The organism is Sphingomonas sp., from assembly GCF_041661885.1.
Lineage (GTDB): Bacteria > Pseudomonadota > Alphaproteobacteria > Sphingomonadales > Sphingomonadaceae > Sphingomonas.
In genome coordinates this window covers 1-24,068 of sequence record NZ_JBAZTL010000003.1, presented here as the reverse complement: position 1 = coordinate 24,068, position 24,068 = coordinate 1, and the positions used below count along the sequence as shown (strand labels likewise).

19 protein-coding genes are annotated in these 24,068 nt (G+C 62.2%); 3 read left to right on the top strand and 16 right to left on the bottom strand.

The window, feature by feature from the left end; genetic code table 11:
• Positions 1 to 77: 77 nt before the first annotated feature.
• The 4 genes from WC704_RS06630 to WC704_RS06615 form a co-directional block, all read right to left on the bottom strand.
• A complete protein-coding gene (locus WC704_RS06630; protein ID WP_372889135.1) occupies positions 78 to 1,481 on the bottom strand; it encodes a glycoside hydrolase family 30 beta sandwich domain-containing protein in 1,404 nt (467 codons plus the stop codon).
• Positions 1,478 to 3,733, bottom strand: coding sequence for a glycoside hydrolase family 3 C-terminal domain-containing protein (locus WC704_RS06625; RefSeq protein ID WP_372889134.1), 2,256 nt, complete (start codon positions 3,731 to 3,733; stop codon positions 1,478 to 1,480). Before WC704_RS06625 ends, WC704_RS06630 begins: the two co-directional genes overlap by 4 nt.
• 77 nt (positions 3,734 to 3,810) lie before the next feature.
• Complete coding sequence (locus WC704_RS06620; protein ID WP_372889133.1) at positions 3,811 to 4,866, bottom strand: LacI family DNA-binding transcriptional regulator; 1,056 nt, start codon at positions 4,864 to 4,866, stop codon at positions 3,811 to 3,813.
• Positions 4,867 to 4,947: 81 nt separating this feature from the next.
• The gene (locus WC704_RS06615) at positions 4,948 to 5,604 is read right to left on the bottom strand and encodes a DUF6445 family protein (RefSeq protein WP_372889536.1); all 657 of its coding nucleotides are present in this window, start codon (positions 5,602 to 5,604) and stop codon (positions 4,948 to 4,950) included.
• A gap of 71 nt (positions 5,605 to 5,675) precedes the next feature.
• On the opposite strand from WC704_RS06615, the gene WC704_RS06610 reads away from it, so the two are divergent.
• Entirely contained in the window at positions 5,676 to 6,683 is a 1,008-nt protein-coding gene (locus WC704_RS06610; RefSeq protein WP_372889132.1) for a cupin-like domain-containing protein, read from the top strand.
• Here the strand turns inward: WC704_RS06610 and WC704_RS06605 are convergent.
• From WC704_RS06605 to WC704_RS06550, 12 genes are all read right to left on the bottom strand, one after another.
• A complete protein-coding gene (locus tag WC704_RS06605) occupies positions 6,680 to 8,188 on the bottom strand; it encodes a tryptophan halogenase family protein (RefSeq protein WP_372889131.1) in 1,509 nt (502 codons plus the stop codon). The genes WC704_RS06610 and WC704_RS06605 overlap by 4 nt on opposite strands.
• Positions 8,189 to 8,256: 68 nt before the next feature.
• Entirely contained in the window at positions 8,257 to 11,196 is a 2,940-nt protein-coding gene (locus tag WC704_RS06600) for a TonB-dependent receptor (protein ID WP_372889130.1), read from the bottom strand.
• Positions 11,193 to 11,678, bottom strand: coding sequence for a hypothetical protein (locus WC704_RS06595; RefSeq protein ID WP_372889129.1), 486 nt, complete (start codon positions 11,676 to 11,678; stop codon positions 11,193 to 11,195). Before WC704_RS06595 ends, WC704_RS06600 begins: the two co-directional genes overlap by 4 nt.
• Positions 11,679 to 11,875: 197 nt before the next feature.
• Positions 11,876 to 14,332 carry a TonB-dependent receptor gene (locus WC704_RS06590; protein ID WP_372889128.1) on the bottom strand — a complete coding sequence of 819 codons (2,457 nt, stop codon included), beginning with the start codon at positions 14,330 to 14,332 and terminating at the stop codon, positions 11,876 to 11,878.
• A gap of 72 nt (positions 14,333 to 14,404) precedes the next feature.
• The gene (locus WC704_RS06585; RefSeq protein ID WP_372889127.1) at positions 14,405 to 15,172 is read right to left on the bottom strand and encodes an ABC transporter ATP-binding protein; all 768 of its coding nucleotides are present in this window, start codon (positions 15,170 to 15,172) and stop codon (positions 14,405 to 14,407) included.
• A complete protein-coding gene (locus WC704_RS06580) occupies positions 15,169 to 15,945 on the bottom strand; it encodes an ABC transporter permease subunit (protein ID WP_372889126.1) in 777 nt (258 codons plus the stop codon). Before WC704_RS06580 ends, WC704_RS06585 begins: the two co-directional genes overlap by 4 nt.
• The gene (ssuD, locus tag WC704_RS06575; protein ID WP_372889125.1) at positions 15,945 to 17,120 is read right to left on the bottom strand and encodes an FMNH2-dependent alkanesulfonate monooxygenase; all 1,176 of its coding nucleotides are present in this window, start codon (positions 17,118 to 17,120) and stop codon (positions 15,945 to 15,947) included. The genes WC704_RS06580 and ssuD overlap by 1 nt, the downstream gene beginning before the upstream one ends.
• Positions 17,121 to 17,137: 17 nt before the next feature.
• Positions 17,138 to 18,217 carry an aliphatic sulfonate ABC transporter substrate-binding protein gene (locus WC704_RS06570; RefSeq protein ID WP_372889124.1) on the bottom strand — a complete coding sequence of 360 codons (1,080 nt, stop codon included), beginning with the start codon at positions 18,215 to 18,217 and terminating at the stop codon, positions 17,138 to 17,140.
• Between the two features lie 385 nt (positions 18,218 to 18,602).
• A complete protein-coding gene (locus WC704_RS06565; protein ID WP_372889123.1) occupies positions 18,603 to 19,319 on the bottom strand; it encodes an SDR family oxidoreductase in 717 nt (238 codons plus the stop codon).
• A 57-nt stretch (positions 19,320 to 19,376) separates the two neighbouring features.
• A complete protein-coding gene (locus WC704_RS06560) occupies positions 19,377 to 20,051 on the bottom strand; it encodes a peroxiredoxin-like family protein (protein ID WP_372889122.1) in 675 nt (224 codons plus the stop codon).
• Between the two features lie 103 nt (positions 20,052 to 20,154).
• Complete coding sequence (locus WC704_RS06555; RefSeq protein ID WP_372889121.1) at positions 20,155 to 21,249, bottom strand: alkene reductase; 1,095 nt, start codon at positions 21,247 to 21,249, stop codon at positions 20,155 to 20,157.
• A 22-nt stretch (positions 21,250 to 21,271) separates the two neighbouring features.
• Positions 21,272 to 21,907: a glutathione S-transferase family protein gene (locus tag WC704_RS06550; RefSeq protein ID WP_372889120.1), complete on the bottom strand. Its 636-nt coding sequence runs from the start codon at positions 21,905 to 21,907 to the stop codon at positions 21,272 to 21,274.
• A 115-nt stretch (positions 21,908 to 22,022) separates the two neighbouring features.
• Here WC704_RS06550 and WC704_RS06545 point away from each other — a divergent pair, with 115 nt between their 5' ends.
• Positions 22,023 to 22,919 (top strand): LysR substrate-binding domain-containing protein, encoded by an 897-nt coding sequence (locus tag WC704_RS06545; RefSeq protein ID WP_372889119.1) that lies wholly within the window; start codon positions 22,023 to 22,025, stop codon positions 22,917 to 22,919.
• A 99-nt stretch (positions 22,920 to 23,018) separates the two neighbouring features.
• Positions 23,019 to 23,789, top strand: coding sequence for an enoyl-CoA hydratase/isomerase family protein (locus WC704_RS06540; protein ID WP_372889118.1), 771 nt, complete (start codon positions 23,019 to 23,021; stop codon positions 23,787 to 23,789).
• Positions 23,790 to 24,068: the final 279 nt, after the last annotated feature.

The window sequence follows — 24,068 nt, the reverse complement described above, 5'->3', positions numbered from 1 at the left end:
GTCGTAGCCCTTGTCGGCGCTGGCATCGCGCTCCACCATCTCGGCCAACGGTTCCAGCAAGGCCCCGAAGCGACGCACTACCGCTCCGCCCAGGTGACGGTGATCGCGGCGCCAGCCGGCAATGTATAGCCGACCGGGCGATTACGCATACCGGTCGCGAGTGCTATCGCCTCATGCCCCCGGTTGTACGCCAGCAACACGACGCCGCCATCCGGGTTGCGAAATGCGACCGTTTCGACATCCGGAGTACCGCTTGAATCGATACGGACCGCCCCCGGACGGACGAAGCGACTGAGATGGCCCAGCGCGTAATATTCAAGTTCACGCGTCACCTGTCCCGTCGCGGGGTCGATCGTCACCACTCCGCGACAATTGCCACAGCCGCCCTTATGCGGCCCCGCAGTCGGATCGAGCGCGAGATTCCACAACAGCACGCCACGGGCCCAGTTACGCGTCGCCCCGATCATCAAATTATGCATCACGTCGGCAAAGCCGACCTTCCAACCCGGACGCCACCCACCCCCGGAACATTCGGTGAAGAAGCTCTGCTTGTCGGGGAAAGCGCGGTGCAGACGATCCTGCGCAGAAACATCCCCCGCGTAACAGTGCCACGCGACCCCCACTGTGTAGCGCGCGGCCTGCGAATCCGCGAGTGTGGTTTCGGGCTGTTCCGGCAAATCCCAATTGTGATCCCATTCGAGCACCCTGGTGCGCAACCGCGCCCGGTCGAGCGCGGGGCCGAGATCGTGCCCGACAAAGCGCGCGCGCTCGACTGCGGGCCAGATCATTCCTGGATAATCGCTGGGCGAAAAACCGGGTTCATTTTGGACCGTGACGTAACGGATGCCCACGCCCTGCGCCGCATAGGCCCGCAGGTAGCGCACGAAATAGCGCGCATAGGGGGCATAAGCCTCGGGCCGCAATCGACCGCCGATCATCGAATCGCTGGTCTTCATCCAACCCGGCGGGCTCCACGGGCTGGCCATCACGACAAGCTGCGGATTGATGCGCAGCGCAGCCTTGATCGTTGGCAGTACCGTCCTTCGATTGGGCGCGATGGAAAAATGCGCGAGCCCCGGATCGCGCTGCCCGGCTGGCATATCGTCGAAGCTGTACTGCGTTGGCGAAAAATCCGAGGCTCCGATCGTGAGGCGGACAAAGCCGAGCCCCAGAGCGCCATTGCCTGTCCCGAACAAGTCGCGCAGCAACGATGCGCGCGGAACGGGCTTCATCCCCTGGATCAAGATCGCCGACGCATCGGTGATCGCGGCGCCAAAGCCCACCATCGTCTGATACCGTCGGTTGGGATCGATCGTGATCGAGACCGCGTTGGCGGCGGGCCGCGCCGATGCCACGACCGGTGCGAGCCGCTGCGCCCCATCCGCACTGGTCTGCCACCCGCGCACCCGCGCCGCCTGTGGGGCAGGTGCAGCACCGATCGTGGCGAGCGCGGTGCACGCCAACAGCAGGGACCGCATCATGGCTTCATCCTTTGTTCGGCGAGCTTTGCCGTCCCCGTCAGCGACCGGTCACCGGCGAAATGCCCGACGGATACCGGATAGGAACCCGCCGCAACCCGCCACTGATGACCCGCTACATCGTAGTCGGCGAGAATGCGCGGATCGACCGTGACGCTGACCCGGCGCGTCTCGCCGGGTGCCAATGCCACACGTTCGAACCCGGCAAGGCGCGTCGTCACACCGGCGCGGCGCCCCGACGCGACATAAACTTGCGGAGTATCGGCCCCCGCGACATTGCCGCTATTGGTCACGGCAAAGCTGACGCGCAACGCGCGACCTCCCTCGATCCGCAAATCGCTATAGCGGAACTGCGTATAGGACATGCCGTATCCGAACGGGAACAGCGGCTTCTTGTGCGTCCTGAGAAACCACCGATAGCCAACCGCCGCCCCTTCGCTATACGTCGCGACAGGGGCAAGCTCACGCTCGACCATGCCATAGGTTCCGCCAGCTTTTTGCCTGGTATCTGCGGCCTTCATGTCGGCGAGCCCAGGAATGATTGGGCGCGGTGCCTGCCCCTCGTTCGCGGGAAAGGTCATCGGCAGCTTGCCTGATGGATTGACGATACCGAACAGGATGTTGGCGATCGCCTCGCCGCCACGCTGCCCAGGATACCAAGCCTGCAATACCGTGGGCACGCGCGAAAGCCACGGCATCAACACGGCACCGCCCGTTTCCAGCACCACCGCCGTATGCCGGTTGGCGTTCGCAACCGCGGTAATCAGCGCGTCCTGTTTGTCGGGAAGCGACAGCGTTTCGAGATCCTGTGCCTCGGTGCGCCATTGCCATGCGAAAACGATTGCCAGATCCGCACCGCGAGCAGCCGACGCTGCGGCTGCGGGGTCGCGCCCATCGACATAGCTGACCTGCGCATTGGGGGCGAGCGCGCGGATCGCCGCCAGCGGGGAGGATGCGTGCCAGGTAACGCGTGCGAACGATGCCGCTGCCCCCTCGGTCAACGGTATTTCGACCGGAGCACCACCAACCGAGCGGACCTGGCTCGACCCACCGCCGGACAAGACCCCAACATCGGCATGGGCACCAATCAGCACGATTCGCTTGGCGGTGCGCGCAAGCGGTAGCAGGTTGCCGTCGTTTTTGAGCAGCACACTGCCCTTTTCGGCAACCTCCTGCGCGACGTCAGCATGTGCTGCAGAGTCGATTGGCTGCGCGTTCGTCGGAACGGGGTGATCGATCAACCCGGTAGAGACCACCCCCCACAGGATTCTACGATTCATATCCTCAAGCCGCGCCGCGCTGACCGCACCGGACGCAACCGCCTCCGCCAGCGGCGCGCCGAAATACATCGCCTTGTCGAGCTCGCGCCCCGATTGCTGGTCGAGCCCAGCATTCGCCGCCTTGATGGTCGAATGGACGGCGCCCCAATCGCTCATCACCCAGCCCTTATACCCCCAATCGGTCTTCAGGATACGGTTGAGCAATTGCTCGTTCTCGCACGCCCAGTCGCCATCGATTTTATTGTACGAGCACATCACCGAGCCGGGGCGCCCGCGCTCGATCGCGATCTGAAAGGCGAGCAGATCGCTTTCACGCAGCGCCGCCTCGTCGATGCGCGCGTTCACCGTCGTGCGGAGCGTTTCCTGCGGGTTGAGCGCGAAATGCTTGATCGTAGAAACGATGTGGTTCGACTGGACCCCGCGGATCGATTCCCCCGCCATGATGCCGGACAGAAGCGGGTCCTCGCCAAGATACTCGAAGGTCCGCCCGCCCCAGGGATCACGCGTCAGATTGACTCCACCCGCCAGCAGGACGTTGAAGGTCTTGGCGCGCGCTTCACTGCCAATCATTGCGCCGCCGCGATAGGCAAGGTCGGGATCGAAGCTCGCCGCCAATGCAAGGCTTGCCGGCAACGCCGTCGCGGTGTCGCCCTTGCGCTGTTCGATCTGATTGGCCACGCCGAGCGACGCGTCGCTCTCGCGCAAGGTCGGGATGCCGAGCCGCGGGACACCGGGCACATAACCGGCGGACGGGATCATGTCCGCAGGGCGATCCTTGCTGAGCGGGGGGAAATAACCGAACACATATTGCAACTGTTCCTCGCGCGTCATCTGCGCCGCGAGCACCGTGGAGCGCTGATCCTCGGCTGCGCGCCGTTCCGCCAAAGGCGCCTCCTCCACCGACTGCGCGGTTGCGGGTGCGGCGATCAGCAACACAGCCGCCGTCGCGGCCAGTCGCGCCTTGGATAGCTCCATATTTCTCCCCCTCCGTAGCACGACCGATAATTGGAAGCGCTTCCAATTATCGGTCATCCGATGCCCCGGAATGTTTGTCAACGCTCCTTCGGCGCGGACACCGATGCGCGTTCAACGATTGTGAAAGGCAACCGCTCGGACGCCGCCGGGGGGGCAACGCCATTTGCGCCGCCAAAGCGGGCGGCCGCGATAATCTGAACGGCGCGAGCGCTCATTTCCTGGATCGGCTGATGAACCGTGGTCAGTGGCGGCCAGACCAGTGCCGACACCGGCGTATCGTCGAACGAGGCGATCGAGAGGTCGTTTGGCACGTCCATCCCCGCCCGATGTGCGGCGAACAGTGCTCCGACTGCGGTATCGTCGTTGGCGCAGATGATTGCGGTCGGCGCGGGCTCGGCGTTTACGAGCCCGGGCAGCAGATCAACCCCTGCCTTGAAGGTGAAGTTGCCACGCACAGCGACCAAAGCCGTCTCGTCGAGACCAGCGCTCCTCAGTGCGCGCAGCGCGCCGCGATACCGCTGTTCTGCGGAAAGATGCTCGGCCAACCCCTGGATAAAACCGAAGCACCGATGACCTGAATCGATCAGATACCGGGTCAACGCAAAGCCGGCGGCTTCATCGTCCATTCCCACACCGGGAACATCCCCGTCATGCGTCACGCCCGGCGAAATACGGACCACCACCGCGCCCGTCCGCCGCAAGGCGTCGATGCAATCGAGCCGATCCGAAAAGGGCGGCGTCAGGATCACGCCCGAACAACGGCTGTCCTCGACCAGTTCCACGATGCGCGCGTCGACTCCGGCACGCGATTGCACGAACGTATGCGTAACCAGTTCCAACCCGGATTGCATACAGACACGGAGCGCACCGATTTCGAGCGCCGCCTGATAATAGGAATTGGGTTCGCTCTCGGTGTCCGAAGACAGAATCAGCAGGACCGACCGGCTGCCGCCGCCCGCGAGATACCGCGCTTGCAGATTCACCTGATATCCAAGTGCTTCCACCGCCTCCAGCACGCGAACCCGCATCCGCTCGCTCACGTTCGGACCATCGTTGAGCACGCGCGATACCGTTGCGCGCGCGACACCCGATAGACGAGCGACGTCGTCAATTGTGGGCTTGCGTTCCGTCACCTGTCGCCCTGTTCCCTATCCTGGAAGTAGACGGGATGTGGCAGCGCGGCGAGGGCTACGCAAGCTGAGCGAAAACAACGGTTACTCCGCAGTCAGGAAACTGGCGATCGTCAAGCGTCCCGTGGCAGGATCGGCTGGCAGGATACAAGCATTGTCGATCGCCGCGCAATGCAACAGGTTGCTGCGATAAAGGACAGCGCGGTTGAAGCGCGCCGGAACGTGACCGATCGGCTCAAACAGCGCGGTCGCGCCAGCAATATAACCGGGCGGCGGTTCGCCACAGCGGCGTAAATCGTCGGCGAGTTGGTCGAGATAGGAACGATGGCGATCGGGTCCAATGGTTTCAAAACCGGTCGTGCGATGGCGATAGAAGCGTGTGCCACCCCAATCTTGCGGGCTGAGGTAATGAACAACCGCAAGCCGCTCGGGTGCCACGTCATCGATATGAGGGAGGCGTTGCGCAAGTGTCAGCTCGGCGGGCGGCGTCAGGGTTAGGGAAAACAGCGCACGATCAAACGAAAGCCGTTGTGTGAAGCCAAACACGCGCCGCGCAGCCCCTGCAAGGAGCGGTCCAACTTCGGCGCAATAATCCCGTCCGACCGGTGCGCGCACGCCGGGATAATAGGCCCCCAGCGTACCGAGCGGTGCAGCCAATGCGGTTGCGACCAAGCGTGCGGGATCCTGCGCGAACGCGTCGATCACAACGACCGGCTCTTTTTCCTTGCCCACGCGCTCCACACGAACTCGCGGCCCCGTCACGACCGACCTTGCCGCTTGACTTGCAGGGGATGACCGGCGACCCGTCCCTTATGGTGCCTCTTCCCGACCATGACAGCGTCGATGCCGCCCGCTTCGCTGCAATCCGTGGCGATGGCCGTCCTGCAGTATTTCGGGGGCTGGTTAGCCGCTGGCCGGCAGTTGTGGCCGCGCGCGAGGGACGTCTGTCTGGCTATCTGAACACGCTCGCGACCGACGAAACGATCCCGATCGTGCGCGCAGCGCCAGAAGAAGGCGGACTTCTGCATTACGAAGCGGCGTTGCGTGGCCCGAATTTTACGCGCGAGCCCGGCACGATCCGAACCTTTCTGGCGGACCTCGAGGTGGAACTCGGCAAACCGCAGCCGGACACACTGGCTGTTCAGGGGCTTGATGCCCGGGCCGCGCTGCCCGGCTTTCTCCCGACTCACCCGATGCCACTCCTGGCACCCGAAATCGTCCCCCGCGTTTGGATCGGAACCGCCGCCAAGGTCGCGATTCATAACGATCCTGCGGAAAACATTGCCTGCGTCGTCGTCGGTCGACGGCGCTTTACACTGTTCGCGCCCGAACAGCTCCCCAATCTCTACATGGGGCCATTCCACATCACGCCGGCTGGGACGCCGGTCAGCATGGTCCATCTTACAAAACCCGATTTTAATCGCTTCCCGCGCTTCGCCGATGCGTTGGCGACGGCTGAAACCGCAGAGCTGATGGCGGGCGATGCGATCTATATTCCCTATGGCTGGTATCATCACGTTGAAGCGCTCGATACCATCAACATGCTGGCAAATTATTGGTGGGATCCAGCGCGCGGCGACCTTGGCTCGCCGTGGGATGCGTTGATGCATGGTATGATGAGCCTGCGCCAGCTTCCGCCTGACCAACGACGGGTATGGCGGGCTATGTTCGACCAGTACGTCTTTCTCGCAAATGGAGACCCGGCGGCGCACCTCCCACCCGCTACGCACGGGATTCTCGCGGCCGATACGCCCGAGGAAATAGGCCAAATGCGCCGAGGTCTCATCGCTGCGTTGCAAAGGGGCCAGCCGACACGCTAGCCAGCCGGGGGGGCTGCGCAATGGTGCGCCACATACGCTTCGTGCGACGGCATCAGCGCAACGCATTTGTCGATCACCTCTGCGACATTGGCAAGATAGCGCGCAATCTCCGCGTCAGGGGTAACACCGACCAGCGGATCGGGCGCGCGCGGGATTACCCCCTGCCCGATCATCACCTGGATCCAGCTTTCCTCGGCGAACATTTCGTCATCCTCGCGGAAGATGCGGCCATTGGCGGCAAACAGCGCCATTTTCCGCGCGAGCGTATCGGGTACGTCCATCGTCCGGACATACCGCCAGAACGGTGTGTCATCACGCTCGGTCGCCTTGTAATGCAGGATGATAAAATCACGGATCCGCTCATATTCGAAATCGGTCTGCCGGTTGAATTCGGCAATCGTCGCGGGATCGAAGTCGGCATCGGGCATCAGGCGCACCAGCCTCAGGATCGCCGATTGGATCAGGTGAAGCCCAGTCGATTCGAGCGGTTCGAGGAATCCGCCGGACAGCCCGATCGCAACGCAGTTTTTGAACCAGCCAACGCGACGCCGCCCCGGCACAAAGCGCAGATGTCGCGGCGCGCCGACCGGCGGCCCGTCAAGATGGCCAAGCAGAAACGCCTCCGCCGCATCATCATCCATATATTTGCTTGAATAAACGTGCCCATTGCCAGTGCGATGCTGCAAGGGGATGCGCCACTGCCAACCCGCTGCCCGCGCGGTTGATCGGGTATAAGGCGTAAAATCGCCCGACCGTTCACTCGGTACGGCAATGGCACGGTCGCACGGCAGCCAATGGTTCCATGACTCATAGCCAACGCCGAGCGCCTGTTCGATGATTAGCCCACGAAACCCCGAACAATCGATAAAGAGATCGGCTTCGAGCTGCTCCCCATCGGCCAGTTTTACCGATCGGACAAAGCCTGTTTCGGCGTCGAGCGCGACATCGACAATCCGCCCTTCACGCCGCACTACGCCCCTTTCGCGCGCATAGTCGGAGAGCAACGCGGCATAGAGACCCGCGTCGAAGTGAAAGGCATAAGCGATCTGACCGATCGGGCTTTCGGGCAGATCGGTGCGTGGCCGCATAAAGCGGTTGGCGAGTGCCGCCCAGGTGTTGATCGAATAGCGATCAAGCGTGCCCGTGCGCCCCTCCCCACGCAATTTCAGCCAATATTGATGACAGCGCAACCATTCGAGATCCTGGCCGATCACGCCAAATCCATGAACATAGCTGGAGCCCTGCCGCAGCCAGTCGTTGAATTGGATGCCAAGCTTGAAGCTACCCTGCGTCCGGCGGAGAAAATCGTTTTCGTCCAACCCCAGCAATTCGTTGAACTTCTTGATCGCCGGTATCGTGGCCTCGCCAACCCCGACGGTTCCGATTTCCTCCGACTCGACGAGTATAATCTCGTACAGGTCCTTGAAGAGCCTGGCGAACATTGCAGCCGTCATCCAACCCGCCGACCCGCCGCCAGCAATCAAGATCCGTCGCAACTGTCGCATACTCAAAATTCATCCAGCGGCGTGCCTTTTGGCGAGAGAACAACCTCCCTCGCCAAAAGGGACTTCAGTCAGAAACGATAGTTGAAGCCTAACAGGAATTGCCGCCCATATTGTTCATACGTCTCGAGCAACGACTCGCCGTTCTGCGTCTTGGTACCACCACCATCGATACCCAATCGTGTGCGATAGGGCGAATTGGTCAAATTGTTGACCTGGAACAGCACGCCCAACCCTTCCAGAGTACCATGCTGAATAGTGTAGCCAACCTGTGCGTCGACCTGCTTGTCGGCCAGAATCTCGGTGAAGCCGCGCGTGGCGAACAGTTGCACGACCTCTCCCTTGAAGCCCGACCGATACCGCTGGCTGATCCGCGCCTGGAACCCGTCACGTTCGTAATAGCCGGTGATGTTGTACACGGTTCCCGACAAGCCGGGAATCCGCACCGCCTGCGTCGGATCGGGGTTCGATGTAGGGTTGAGGTTGGACTTGGTTAGCGACAGGCTGCCCTGGACGCCGAGCCCATTGAGCACCTTGGCGATCGTTCCGAAGTTCAACGCTCCGCTAAACTCCAGTCCTTCGACGAACCCGCCCTTGCCGTTGGCGGGAAGCGTAATTTGGCCGATGTTGCTGATGACAACGCCCGGTGGAATCGAAGAGGCGGTCACCGGCAGCGGAATGCCCGAGAAATCGAATGTTCCGCTCTGTTGATAGATGTAGGTCTTGATGTCCTTATAGAAGCCCGCGACCGACAGATATGTCGTCGGGTTGATGTACCATTCATAGGCGACATCGACGGCATTGGCCCGCCACGGTTTGAGCTTCGGGTTCCCGCCAGAGGCAGACCAAGGATTGACGACCGTCCCGACCCCGCATGGCTGCCCGCTGCACACCAAAGCATTGAAGCCTGGCGAGACGTTCGCACGCAAGTCGTCCATGCGCGGTCGCGCGACGGTCTGCGACGCGGCCAGTCGCAGCCGGTGGCCACCGCCCAGCTCGAAGATCAGGTTCAGGCTTGGCAGTACGTCGGTATAGCTTGCCCCATCACGGATCCGCTGCGGGACGATAGGTTGACCGGGGTTGAGCCCGTTGATGATCACGCCGCTCGACGACTGCGTCTGGTTCAGCACCTGAACGCCGATATTGCCCTTCAACCGCCCCCAATCGATGTTCGCCTTGGCATGCCAGGTGATCACATCCTCGCGGATCGACCAGTTCTTGTCATAGTAATTCGCGTCACGGATTGGCGAGATATCGTAATATCGGCTCAGCAATGCGCTGGGGTTAAAACTCAATACCGGACCGAAGCCAGCAAAGCCCAGATCCGCTGTATTCTGGACAAAGCTTGAATCGACGAGCACCTGCTGGCGACCGTTTTTCAGGAACAGGTCGTTGTCATCGACCGTCTTCGCCTTGCTGCGGTGCGTCCAATTCACGCCCGCGTCGACGCCGCTGAAGAATCCGTCGAGCTCATGATTCAACCGTAGATCAAGCGCATAGACCTTTTCCTCCACGACCGGATAGCGGATCGCGCCGTCATGGCCCCATCCGCCCCACGGCGCACGATCGCCGAGCGACACCCGGCTGGCGTCGGCATAGTTCAGCCCCTCGCTATAAGTCGGGAAGCCGTCGGCAGGCGTCTGGAACCCGATAGTGTCCTGCGTCCGCCCGACATTCGGGGTCGCCGATGTCACGCCCCCCGTCCCCAACCCAAAACCGGCATAGGTTTCGAGAATCTGTTCTTTACGCTTGTTCGATGAATAGGACAGGTCTGCAAAGAAGTGGGTGCGATCGTCGAGCCCGAACTCGTTGTTGAGACCGGCGGAAAACAATTCATCTTGGCGCTGGTTATTGTCGTTGCGGATGATCGGCACCGTGCCCACTTGCGTTCCGCTTGCCGCCACGCCCGTTCCACCCCGATCCTCACGCGTAACGCCGGTGAAGGTGAGGCCATCCGCGAAAGGATTCGAGAACCACTGCGCCCCGCGCGTAATCTCGTTCTGGCGAAACTTCGAATAATAGACGTCGAGCGTGCTGTGTACCCGATCACTGGGGCGCCACTCGAGAATGCCGATGAAAGCATCCCGCACGTTGGTGCGCGAAGTAACGAATACTTCCTGCCCATTGAGCAGGAGCGATCCGTCCGCTGCGTCCGGACGGACGACGTTAACCGGCACGCCATTGACCGTTTGGTCGCCAAACGCTTCATACCCATAAGCCTTGAAGTGGCGGTTCCCCGATGGCGAGTCCAGCCGCGCATACCCCAGCGCAATCCCCAGCGTGCCGTTGGCGAACTGATCGATATAGCTCGCACTGACGCGATAACCGGCATTGCGGACGTCACTGTTCAGTTTGCCGCCTTCGGTCTTTTCCCCGCGTACGTTGAGCGCGATCGCCCGTTTGCCGAAAACCAACGGGCGGACGGTGCGAAGGTCGGCGGTTCCGGACAGTCCCAAGCCCGCAATCTGCGCATCGGGCGTTTTATAGACAACGACGCTCGACAACAGTTCGGAGGGATATTGGTCGAATTCGACCGCCCGGTTGTCGCCGGAACTCGCCTGTTGCCGCCCGTTGAGCAACGTCGTGGTGAAATCGGGGGCCAGGCCACGGATCGAGATCACTTGGGCCCGCCCGGCGACCCGTTGCGCCGCCAAACCGGGTAAGCGCGCAATCGACTCGGCGATGGACACATCGGGCAGCTTGCCAATGTCTTCGGCCGACACCGCCTCGACAATGGACGTTTCGTTGCGCTTCAGGCTGATCGAATCAGCGATACCGCGCCGGATACCCGTCACGATGATGTCGGCGCCCGTATCGCCCGCGTCTGCTGCAATTTTATCGTCCGGGGCAGCCGGCGTAGTCGGTTGTGTCTGTTGGTTTTCTTGGCTCCCAGACGCCGGTGCTGCAGCTTGCTGAGCGGCGACTGCGTGGGGCAACACCAACGCAGTGGTCCCGCACAAAAGCTGGATTAACGCCGACATGCGGCGCGCACGCAGAGATGCGATATTCATTCACCCTCCCCCTTGTTCCGATCCCTTCGGAACATCCTAATGCGCCGCCGCCGCATCAGTGCGGTCAATTGGAAGCGCTTCCAATTCTTGTAACAGAAACGACAGGAACTGCAACGGATTTTAGAATCGATGGTGGCAAGGCCGAATTCCGAGCGCAAATGCGACGACAGGGAGGTAGCAGAACGCTGGCGGCAATAACGCTGGCACCAGCCCAACCTGATCCGCCAGTGCCCCGTCAACGGCGGCACGGCCGCGCCACCGACGACGGCAACGCACAAGACTATTGCGCCAGACGTCGCCTGGTCGGCGCGTGTCGGTCGCGCCAGCACGTAAAGGGTCGGGTCCCGGATGGCAGTTGCCAGACCCACGCTAATCAGCCCCGCATTGGCGATGACGCCGTCCGCGAGCACAGCGACGACCAGCAAGGCGGCCAGCAGTGCTGCGGACGCCGGCAAACGCGCGGGGCTCACATGACGCAACACCAGGGAGCCGGTGAACGACCGACCTCATTGGGTCTACCCAGATATACTGCGACCTTCCACTTCTCGCAGCGGCACGATCAACCAGCAACAATCCACGTATCCAAGGCGCGATCCGCCTCGAACAAACCCAGCAATCTCGCAGTTCTGAATGCCTGTGTCTGGCTTTGTCGAGCCAATGCGTGGCGGAATAAGTTTCATCACAGGCGAACCTTGAACGATCCACCGAACAACGCCCGCCCGTCCGACGGCGTGCAGGCGACCGTCGATGTCAGGTCGCTCGGGCTTGGCTGTAGCGGATTGTCGTTGAGGTCGATGTCCGAGCATACTTTTTGCGAGGTCAAGTTATTGCCGAACACCGCCAATTCATAACGGTTGTCGCGGCCGAACTGATAGGCCGCGCGCAAATCCAGATAGAATTGCGCGTTCTTGGTCAGCAGAAAGTCATCTCGGAACCGCAACGAATCGATCGATCTGGCGACGTAGCGCACGGCCCCTTGAAGGTTGAGCCGAGATCCGTTGTTCAGCCCGAATTCGCGGGCGATGACGGCATTCGCCGACGTTCGGGGGGAATTGGGCAGGACATGTCCCTTGTCCAATCCGGCGACGCCGCCTGAATCGGTGATCTTGGTATCGAGCCAGCCGAAATCGCCGTGCAAATGCCACCCGTCGCCAGGATTGACATCGGCGGTCAATTCCAGGCCAATCAACCGCGATTTCGGGATGTTGATGAACGCCGGCGTACCGTTCTGCACGGCAAAGGTCTGCAATCCTTGCAGATTATAATAAAAGACCGCGCCATTGAGGCGCAGCAAACGCCCGAACACATCCGATTTCACCCCGGCTTCATAAGCGTTGAGCGTTTCGGGCGCGACCGGGTTGCGCCCGCCGCCCGAAAAGGCCGCAAGCGCGCGCGTGTCGAACCCGCCCGCCTTGAACCCGCGAGAATAGGACGCATAACCAAGGATAGCGTTGCTGAATTTATAGCTGATCGCGGCACGCGCGCTCAGCCGGTTGATCTCCTGGCGCGGGTTGAGCAGCGGCAACAGGCATGGCGGCGGTCCGCCGGTGACACGCCCGTCCGGCCCCACCACCACCGGCCCCGGCGGGCAGGTTTCGGGCGCACCGTTGGTCAGCGCCAGCGCAATATCGCGCGAGATGAAGGTGTTGACCGGAATCTGGCTTGCGGGGCTGTTGGCGACACCAAAGCGCGAGGTCGCGCTCTTGCTGTTGTTGGTGAAGCGCAAACCGGCCGTAACCGTCAATCGATGCGTGAGGTCGAAATCGCCCTGGCCGTAAACCGAAAGGTCTTCGTCCTTCTGGTTCAGGATGTTGAACGAAATCGTCTCGCCGCCCGGTTGCAGCGCGCCACCATTGTCGCGCCGCACGATCGTGCCTTGCACCAGATCCTCATGGAAATAGCCTGCCCCTGCGATCCAGCGGAACCCATATCTCTGTGGGGACGCTAGGCGGATTTCCGCCGCATAATCCTTGAACGTCGAATCCTGCTGCGTCTGGAACTGGAAGGTGTTGAAACCGGCAAAGTCATCCGCCAGTTGCACGCCCGTCTGGTCATAGGAGCCAATCGCGGTCAGCGTTGCAAATCCCAGTTCCTGATCGAGTTTGATGAAGCCACCACCGACATCGACATTGCTGCGCGCCGAGGTGGTGTTGTAAATTTGATAATAATTGCTCGTCGATGGGTTGAAGCCGGTAATGGTCACGCAATCGTTACCACGCTCGAAATTGCCGGATGTCGCAACGTCGGGGCAAGCCTGCGTTGGATTGGCAGGATTGCGCAGTCCCCGCGCCTTCACGCCGACATCGTTGCCGCGGTTCAGGCCGAAATGGCCGTTGAACAGGATGTCGGTGCCCGGCGCGGGCTGCCAGACGAATTGCAACCGCCCCGAATAACGCTCCCGGCGGCCAAGCTGCTCGCCTTCGCGTCCAGGCGCGACATTGGTGAACAGTCCGTCGCGCCGTTCGATCTGGAATGCCCCACGCGTCGCCAGATTGTCGGTCAGCGATCCGCCCAGCGCGCCTTCGGCATCGGCACGGTTATAACTGCCATAAGTGACGTCGAGATAACCGCTCAGCGGATCACCCGGTTTCGGTTTGTTCGACAGATAGCGCACCGCCCCGCCCGTGGTGTTGCGGCCCAGCAGCGTGCTCTGCGGCCCGCGCAGCACCTCTACCCGTTCCAGATCATAGACGCCCAACACGCCGGTATAAGGCGTCGCCAGATACACATCGTCCTGATAGATGCCGACCGCGCGATTGACGTTACCGTGGAAATTGTTGGTGCCAACGCCACGGATCGTGATCGAGGTGTTGATGCTGTTTGATTCGTTGAGTGACAGATTGGGCGCGAGGCGGACAATGTCGTCCGCCTGGATCACCCCGCGTCGGCGTAATTCCTCTTGCCCATAGGCTTGAAGGGCAATGGGCACGTCCTGAATGGATTGCGCGCGCCGTTGCGCCGTAACGACGATATCGCCCTCCGCCGCCGTTGCTTTATCCTCATCGGTGACCACGCCCGCCGCGACCGCAGTGCTTGACCGTTCCGTGGCATTAGCAGCCACGGGATAGAATGCGCCTGCGCCGACGCCGGAACAGGCCAGCGTAAGGAGCGCTTTTCTAATTCGGTTCGATTTCATCCGATCCATCCTTTTTATATCAAATTAGTAGGAATTATGGGCCTGCCGACACTGCTCATTGTGCCAGTCGGATTAGTTGGGGCGCGGCTCCTTTAAGAGCAGGCGATCGAGCAAGCGCTTCTCGAACCGGGCGCCGTCCGGCGCGCCATGCTGACGCGGATGCTCAAGCGTGATATCGATCGACATATCGATCCTGCCCTTGTCGAGCAGCACGACCCGGTCCGCCAGATTCACCGCCTCCGGCACATCGTGCGTCACCAGAATCGCGGTGAACCGGTGGATCGACCACAACCGGGCAATCAGATCCTGCATCTCGATCCGGGTCAGCGCATCGAGGGCGCTCATCGGTTCGTCGAGCAACAACAGGCGCGGGCGAGATACCAGCGCACGAGCAAGCGCGACACGCTGTCGTTGGCCACCCGACAATGTCGACGGCCACGCGGCAGCACGATCGGCAAGACCCACGGCCGCCAGCGCTTCCTGCACGCTTGATGAGGCGTCACGCGCCTTGCCGAGCCCAGCCGCGACCCCGACCGCAACATTGTCCGCAACCGACAACCACGGCAGCAGGCGCGCGTCCTGAAACATGATGCGCAGATCACGCGCGGCGACAAAGGGTTGCCCGCCGGTAAAGCGGATTTGCCCCGCATCCGGCCGGTCAAGCCCGGCGACCAGGCGCAGCAAGGTGCTCTTGCCCGACCCGCTCCGGCCGACCAGCGCCAAGAAGCCGCCGGGCGCGATCGTCAGATCGACGCCATCCAGCACCGTTTGCCCGGAAAAGCCGCGCGTCAGCGTCGACAGATCGACGCCGACCCCGTTGCCGGTTTCCACGACGCTCATCGCGCTTGCCCCTCGGCAGGCTGGAAATTGGGATGCCACGGCAGATAGGCATGTTCGAGCAAGCGCACCGCGCTATCCGCCAGCTTGCCGAGCAAGGCATAGATCAGGATGGCCAGTACCACGACGTCGGTTTGCAAAAATTCGCGCGCCTGCATCGCCATATGGCCGATGCCATCGGACGAGGCGATGGTTTCGGCGACAATCAATGTCAGCCACATCGTCCCCAACCCGTACCGAAGCCCGACGAAGATCGACGGCAGCGCCCCGGGCAGAATAACGCGCCGAAACAGCCGCCATCCCCCCATGCCATAAGCACGGCCCATTTCCACCAGTTGCGGATCAGCAGTGCGGATACCGTGATAGCTGTTGATATAGATCGGGAAAAACACACCAAGCGCGACCAGGAACAGCTTGGCGCTTTCCCCGATGCCGAACCACAGGATAACCAGCGGGATCAACGCCAGATGCGGAACATTCCGGACCATCTGCAACGATGGATCGAGCAATTGGCGGCTGAACGCCGACAATCCATTGGCGGCGCCAAAGCCCAGCCCCAGCCCGCCACCGATCAGGAACCCCAGCATCGCCCGCGAAAAGCTGATGCTGATATTGCTGACCAGTTCACCGGTGCGGAGCAGGCGCCATCCCGCCACCGCAACCGCGCTTGGCGCCGGCAGCAGCGTCGATGACAGCAAATGACCGCGAACCGCCGCTTCCCAGACGACAAGCAGCAGCACCGGAACAATCCAACCGATCAGGAAGCGCAAGCGCATCAAGAGTCCTGCGGGGCTGGAGCAGCTTTGGGCGCGGGTTGAACCGGGAACCGGTCAAACCCGATCACCTCCCCACGCGGTTGTTGCGTAGCGTCCGGCGTCCCCGACGAGCGTGTCGCGGGCCGGTCGATCGGCAGCAACGGAAACACCAGCTCGGCAAAGCGATATGCTTCCTCCAGATGCGGATAGCCCGACAGGATGAACAGGTCGACGCCGATGTCGCGATATTCCTTGAGACGTGCCGCCACGGTCTGAGGGTCGCCGACGATCGCGGTCCCCGCCCCGCCACGGACAAGGCCCACCCCCGCCCAAAGATTGGGGCTGACGACCAGCCGGTCCCGGTCGCCGCCATGCAGATCGGTCATCCGCTTCTGCCCGACGGAATCGTGATTGGCAAAGCTCGCCTGGGCCGACTTGATCGTGTCGTCATCCAGATATTTGATCAGGTCGTCCGCCGCTGCCCAGGCTTCGGCGTCGGTATCGCGGACAATCACGTGCAGCCGCATCCCGACGCGGATCGACCGACCACGCGCCGCGGCACGTTGGCGCACATCGGCGATCTTTTCAGCCGCAAGCGCGGGCGGCTCGCCCCAGGTCATGAAAGCGTCACCAATGTCGGCGGTGAGATCCAGCGCGGGATCGGACGATCCACCGATGTAGATGGGGGGATGCGGGCGTTGCACCTGGGGAAATACGATCCTTGCTCCTTCGACTCGCAAATGATCGCCCGCGAAATCGACTTGCTCCTCGGTCAGCAACCGTTGCCAGATTTCCATGAATTCGCGCGTCAAAGCGTAGCGCTGGTCGTGCGGGTGGAACGAGCCATCGCCCGCCAGTTCAACCGGGTCGCCCCCCGTCACGACGTTGATGAGCAACCGACCACCCGATATCCGGTCGAACGTCGTCGTCATGCGCGCGGCAACCGTTGGCGAGATGATGCCAGGCCGCACCGCGACCAGAAATTTGAGACGTTTGGTCACCGGCACCATTGCCGATGCCGTCACCCAGGGATCCTCGCAGAAGCGCCCCGTCGGCACCAATACGCCCGAATAGCCCAGATCATCGGCGGCGCGCGCGACTTGCGTCAAATAATCGAGCGTCACCTCGCGGCCGCCGATCGCCGTACCCAGATGCCGCCCATCGCCTTGAGTCGGCAGAAACCACAGAATTTCCATATTGATGCCTTCTGAAATTAATCGATGGACGCCACCGCGTCGGAAACTGTGACTGGTCGCTTCAGCAGCCCGGCGGCCAGAAACGTGTCGGCAATCCGTTGCTGCTCGACGATGGGAACGGCATCGATCGCCTTCGCGCCAAATCGTGCGTGGGAGAGGGCCTCCCTCCAGACCGCGGCAGCCAAGCCGGTATTCGCCTCGAGCACACTTGCCGCCTCGATCGGGTGATCGTTGATCCACTGGCCGGTCAGGTGCAATTCGTCCAAAATCAGCGCGACAAGCGGTTTTTCGGCGGCAAAGTCTGTGCGGGCGATATAGAAATAATGGTTGTTGCTCGCCCCGCGCGCATCGGCGAGAATGCGGGCATGGCCTGCGGCGATGGCCGAGGACATCAGCGGATCCCAGATCGCCCAGGCGTCGATACTGCCATTGGCGAGTGCTGCCCCGGCATCGGCAGGCTGCAGATAGGCAATGTCGATCTGCTCGGGGCTCAGTTGGTGACGCCGCAGCAGCGACAGCAGCAGATAGTGCGCGTTTGAACCCCGTGTGACCGCTACCTTCCCGCCCTTCAAACTCGCCAGATCGCTAACCGCAGACCGGGCGCCGACAAGCAGCGCCTCCAGCATCGGTGCGGCTGGCTCATAACCAACATATCGAATCGGCAGGCCATTTGCGGCAGCGAAAATCGGCGGCGTATTGCCTGTCATCCCGAAATCGAGCGCCCCCGCCCCCATTGCTTCCAACAGGTCCGGCCCGGCGGGAAATTCGCTCCAACTCGTGCCAATCCCCTTGGCCGCGAGCATGAGCTCAAGGCGACCGCGCGCGCGCAGGCCAATCATCGGTCCGGCCTTGGTATAGCCCAATCGAACGATCCTGCCGGACGTACCGCGATGCAAGAGCGACGGAACCGCCAGCGCCGCGATTCCAGCCGCAACGCCGCCTGACACCAGTGCGCGCCGGCCTAACTGCACCGTGCCCGCCCCGGTTGAAATCTCAAAGGAACCACTGCGTCGTCGACGACGGAAATGGCCGACATGCAGCACCGCAATCCGCCACAAAATCTGGCCGCTTCCAACCTTGCAGACACTGCCTATCACCCGACATTTGCTGCACAAAAGCTGGCTTCCAACTCCTACTATGTCAATGGGAATAGGCCGTTAGCTCATGCTCCTGCAGTCAAACGCAAACGGGGCCCCAAAGCACCTCGCGACGCGAACACTCTTCGTAAGAGGATAGATTTTATCGTTATATTACAACGTATAAATTGATTATCTTCCAACACGATCCGGCCGACGAGCGCGGCCTCCTTCTCGCAATCGGCCGGATGGCGCGGCACCAAATGGAACAGAGGGCACACCACCTTCCTGCCGACGAGAGCGATAGTCGACGCGGCCGTAGGAACGCTCCACCGCCGTAACGACCCCGTCGAGCAAGTGGCGCCCCTTCGACGAGCTCAGGAGGGGATTACCGGCATCGCCCCGATCATAGCGCCGCTTTGCCAATCGAAGCGCCGCCATCGACGTGGAGCGTCTGGCCGGTGATGAAGGCCGCTTCGTCGGAAAGCAAAAAGGCAATTGCGGCGGCAATTTCATCCGGCTTTGCGAACCGCCGCATGGGCACGCCCGCGAGGTAGCGCCGCTCACCTTCGCTGCCCGGCGGATTGTTGGCGCGGAACAGTTCGGTTTCGGTCGGCCCCGGCGCGACCGCGTTTACCGTGACGCCGGTGGTCGCGAGTTCGAGCGCCCAACTGCGGGTGAAGCTGACGAGCGCCGCCTTCGCCGCAGCATAGGCGGTGCGCTCGAGGCTGCCCAGGATGGTTAGGCTAGAGATGTTGACGATCCGGCCCCAGCCGCGATCCTTCATGCCCGGCAGGATCGCCTGCACGGCCTGGAGCGCCGGGTGCAGGTTTACCCGCATCACCTCCTCCAGCGCGGACAATTCGATTTCGCCGAGCCGCTGCGGGCGGACGAGCCCGACATTGTTGACCACGCCATCGAACGCAAAACGGCGCGTAAGGTCGGCGAGCGCCGCATCCGCGGCAGCCGTGTCTGCAAGATTGACGGGAATGAGCGTGCCGGGGAAATCGGCGGTCGCCTGTCGCGCAATTCCGACAACCTGATTGCCATTAGCGGCAAGCCGATGGGCGAGTGCGAGACCGATGCCCTTGCTGGCGCCGGTGATGAGGAAGGTTCGGCTCATGAACGTCTCCGGACGGGCGCGTTCCGGATGCGCTCGCATCCGGAACGGTATGGCGATTCAAGCGACGACGTTGGCGGCACCGCGCAATACCGGGAACATGTCTTCGGGCTCCGGGCGGCGGGTATAGTCGGGGTTGACCTCGGCATAACGGATCGTCCCGTCCTGGCCGATGACGAAGCGCGCCGGCATCGGCAGCGTCCAGCTCGGATCGCCGTTGAACGTCGGCAAATCGTTTTTCAGAGCCTTGTACAGGTCCACCAGATAGTCTGGCATCTCGAAGCGCAGCCCGAACGCAGCCGCCACCTCATTGCGTGGATCCGAAAGAATCGGGAAATCGAGGCCGTTCTGGCGGATCGATTTGCGGCTGTTGACCGCCGTCTGCGGCGAAATAGCGACGAGGCTGGCGCCAAGCGTCTCGAACTCGGGCAGCGCTGCCTGGAGCGCCTGCAGTTCCATGTTGCAATAAGGGCACCAGACACCCCGGTAAAAGCTGACGACCAGCGGCCCCTTCGCCAGCAAGTCGGCTGAGGCAACAGGCTGGCCGTCGGGATCATTGAGCGTGAAGGCGGGCGCCTGCTCCCCGGCCTTGAGCGCGCGCGCCGCCGCGCCGCTGGCAATCAGTTCCGCAGTTGCACGGTCCATCGTGTCGATCACCTCGCGCGGCACGGTATAGGGCGCCTTGCCGGCGCGGAAATCCGCTTTGAAGGCATCGAGCCTGGCTTGAAGGGTCATGATACGTCTCCTCGAATTGAATAGCCGTGAGATAAATCCTTAGCGGCGAGATGCGGCGGAACAGCCTGATCGACCATCCGCCATTCCCCGCCGGAAAGACGTTTCAGGCAGCGCGGCTGTGGATGGGATAATCGGTGTAACCGCGTGCATCGCCGCCGTAAAAAGTCGACCGGTCATATGCGTTGAGCGGCAGGCGGAGGCGCAACCTGTCCGGCAAATCAGGATTGGCGATGAAATTGCGACCGAATGCCACCGCATCGGCGTCACCGACGCTCAGGATCGCCTCCGCGCTGTTCCTATCGAAGCCGCCCGCCGCAATCAGCGTGCCGCGGAAGATGCCGCGCAGGTGCCTGGCCGCGACCGGTTCGGTCTCGGCTATCAGTTCGGTTCCCCTGATGCGCGGTTCGACCACGTGGAGATATGCGATGCCGAGTGCGTCGAGTCGGGCAGCGGCATAGCCAAAGGTCGTCTGCGGATCACTATCCGACATCGAGCCATAGGTGCCGCTGGGGCTGAGGCGTACACCCACCCGATCCGCGCCGAACGCATCGATCGCGGCTTGCGTCACCTCCAGCAGGAAGCGGGCGCGATTGTCGATACTGCCCCCATAATCATCGGCGCGATGATTGGTGCCGTCCTGCAGAAACTGGTCGGGCAGATATCCATTGGCGGCGTGTATCTCGACGCCATCAAAACCGGCGACCTTCGCGCGCGCCGCACCGGCACCGAATGCGGCGACGATGGCGGAGATTTCGTTCCGTTCCAGCGCGCGCGGCATCGAAAAGGGCACGGCACCTTTTGTCGAATAGCCATACCCCTCGGCCTGGAGCGCGGACGGTGCGACCGGTGCCTCGCCGTTCGGCTGGATGTCGGGATGCGACTGACGGCCGACATGCCAGAGCTGCATGACGATGCTGCCGCCGCGTTCATGGACCGCGTCGGTGATCGCCCGCCAGCCTTCGATCTGGCCGTCGTCATAGATGCCGGGTGCCCCGGCATAGCCATAGCCTTGGCGCGATATGGGCGTCGCTTCCGAGATGATGAGACCGCCTTTGGAGGCGCGCTGGCTGTAATACTCCCTCATCAGCGCGTTCGGCCGGTCGCCGGCACTGGAGCGCATCCGCGTGAGCGGTGCCATCACGACGCGGTGACCGAGCGAAAGCGACCCGGCGCGGAAGGGCGTAAACAAATGGGACATCGATGATCTCCAGCACCAACGGTCAGGACTGCGGGACGAGCGCGCCGACGCGTTCGATCGCGCGGAGAACGGCGGGGCGAGCCTCGATTTCGGCATACCAGCGCGCGACATTGGGGGCGTCGTCAAGCGCGACACCGGCGAACTCGCGCCGCCACAGCCAGCCGAAATGGGCAATGTCCGCAATCGTGAACGCATCCCCTGCAACGAAGCGATGATCCGCCAGGACACGATCGAGAACCGAAACGGTCCGCTTCGCTTCGGTCAAGAACCGCTCGATCGCGATCGGCTGCGGCTCGGCGGCGAAGCGCTGGAAAAAGCCCGATTGGCCAAATACCGGCCCCAGCCCCGAGGCATGAAAGAACAGTTGCTCGAACACCCGCGCACGACCTTCGCCGGCCGATGGCAGCAGCTTGCCGCTCTTTTCGGCAAGGTAAACCAGGATCGCGGCGGATTCGGTCAACACCAGCCGCCCATCGGGACCATCAGGGTCGATCAGCACCGGCACCTTGGTGTTGGGGTTGAGTGCCGCGAAGTCGGCCGCTTTCTGCTCGCCCTTGCGAACGTTGACGGCATGAAGCGCATAGTCGAGCCCCAGCTCCTCCAACGCGATCGGCACCTTGACGCTGTTGGGCGTCGCAAACGCATAAACTTCGAGCATCGTCACAATCCTGGTGCGCCCTGGTCCATCCAAGGGCGCTGCCATAAGATGCTTCTTCGCCGCTCGACATGGCAGCCGCCCCGGAGCAATAATGTTCATTCCCAGGAGGAATGACTTGGACCGATATCAAGCAATGGCGACTTTCGTTCGGGTGGTGGAAACGGGCTCCTTCACCGCCGCCGCCCGCCATCTGAACGTCGGCCAACCCGCCGTCTCAAAGACGATCGCGCAGTTGGAGAACCGGCTTCAGGTCAGTCTGCTGATCCGCTCGACGCACGGCCTGACCCCCACCGAAGCGGGACAGCGCTTCTTCGAACGTGCGCGCTCGGCGATCCAGGAAGCCGACGAGGCCGAACTTGCCGCGCGCGGCGCGGGGGCCGGATTGTCGGGCTGCCTGCGCATCTCGGCAGCAACGACGTTCGCGAGCTCGCACATCGTGCCGCTCCTGCCCCGTTTTCTGGAACAGCATCCCGAGTTGGAAATCGACGTAATCCTCGATGACCGCGTCATCGATCTGGTTGCGGAGGGGATCGACCTTTCACTGCGCATGGGTGCGTTGGCGGATTCCACGGCAACCGCGCGTAAACTCGGGAGCGGCGGCCGCTCGGTGATCGCCACGCCGACCTACCTCGCCCGCGCCGGAGAGCCGCAAAGCCCCGCCGAGCTCGCGGCGCACCAGGCGGTTATCTATAGCCAGCTCCCGAACACCTGGTCGTTTACGCGCGACGGTGCTGAAATATCGGTTGCGGTTCACGGTCGCCTGCGCGTCAGTGCGGCGGAGGGGCTGCGCGCGGCGGTGCTTGCCGACATGGGCCTTACGATCGCCTCCGACTGGATGTTCGCGGCCGAGCTGGCGAGTGGTGCCGTGCGCCGCGTGCTGGAGCCCTGGTCTTTGGCGCGTCTCGATTTGTGGGCCGTGTTTCCAGCAGGCCGGATGGCGAGCGCCAAGGCGCGCGAGTTCGCCCATTTCGTCGAGGCGGCGATGAGCGGCGACTATTCCCCGCAGGCATAAAGTATATTGCCTCATGCGATCGTCCACACTCGGCAGGAATGGCCTAGTTGATCTGCACACCGGTCAATGATGGCCGGCCCAAACCAAGGATCAGCAATCATGGCCAAGTTCGACACCTATCGCGATGCTTTTTCCAACGCCCGCCTGACCCGCAAGGATAACGGCGTGCTCGAAGTTGCGCTGCACACCGGCGGCGGCAAGCTCGTCTTCAACGGCCATACCCACGAGCAGTTCGTCGATCTGTTCCATGCAATCGGCGAGGATCGCGACAATCGCGTCGTGATCCTGACGGGTTCTGGCGACGCCTTCATGGATGCCATCGATCCCGAGGGTTTCGATTTCTTCACCCCGCGGGGCTATGACAAGATCCTGCGCGAAGGACGCAAGGTGCTGTCGAACATCCTCGATATCGAGGTGCCAATGATCGCCGCGCTCAATGGGCCGGTGCTGCTGCACAGCGAATATGCGCTGTTGACCGATATCATCCTCGCCACGCCAGAAACCGTGTTCCAGGATAAACCACACTTCGAATTCGGCATCGTGCCGGGTGACGGCGTCCATGTCCTGTGGCCGCACGTCATCGGATCGATCCGCGGGCGCTATTTCCTGCTTACCCGGCAGATTTTGGACGCCGAAACGGCGAAGGACTGGGGCGTGGTCAACGAAATCGTACCAGCCGACCGCCTGCTTGCCCGCGCACATGAAATCGCCGATGGCATTGCCGCACTGCCGCCACTCACTGGCCGCTATACCCGTATCGCGTTGACGCAAGGATTGCGCCGATTGATCGACGCGGACGGCGGCTATGGCCTCGCTCTCGAAGGCATCAGCGCTGCCGACGTTGCTCGCACAATGGCCGCTCAAGCCTGACCCTTACGCGGGACGCGTCGGCCGCGGCGTTATCACAATAGGGCATTCATGAAGGTCCGCTTCCGCCAGAAGCGGACCTTTGCCCAATTCTGGCCGGAAGACGTGCATATAGGCAGTCCTCTGACAGCTCAGCTTGACCAAAGCCTAAGCGCCTGATCGGAAATTAAGTTGAGTGGTATCAGTTGGTTAGCTTGACGTCTAACCAAGTCGTTGATTCAGGGGGTTTTGCTACAAACTTCCGGAGATCGACGATGTGGACCGACACCACTCGGGCGCAGT